The sequence below is a fragment of the Shewanella sp. SG44-6 genome, assembly GCF_014164185.1.
Lineage (GTDB): Bacteria > Pseudomonadota > Gammaproteobacteria > Enterobacterales > Shewanellaceae > Shewanella > Shewanella vesiculosa.
In genome coordinates this window covers 1-333 of record NZ_JACJER010000349.1, presented here as the reverse complement: position 1 = coordinate 333, position 333 = coordinate 1, and the positions used below count along the sequence as shown (strand labels likewise).

Sequence of the window (333 nt, the reverse complement as noted above, 5' to 3'; positions counted from 1 at the left end):
TAGCACTGGTGTTTAGCCTACAGACACCAATGAGTATTCACTCGATACAGAGTATAACGTATCAACTGTGTCCCATTCGTCTAGAGGCCTAGGACACCGCCCTTTCACGGCGGTAACAGGGGTTCGAATCCCCTATGGGATACCATATTTAAGATGGTTGAACATGATTCGAAACTGTTGTTTTAGAAAAAGTGTTTAATGATCTACATAGCACTGGTGTTTAGCCTACAGACACCAATGAGTATTCACTCGATACAGAGTATAACGTATCAACTGTGTCCCATTCGTCTAGAGGCCTAGGACACCGCCCTTTCACGGCGGTAACAGGGGTTC

General features: G+C 45.3%; 1 tRNA gene. It reads left to right on the top strand.

Annotated features, from left to right (window positions below):
- The first annotated feature begins 69 nt into the window (after positions 1–69).
- Positions 70–145: transfer RNA gene (locus H5185_RS22540), tRNA-Glu, on the top strand.
- The last annotated feature ends 188 nt before the right edge of the window (positions 146–333 follow it).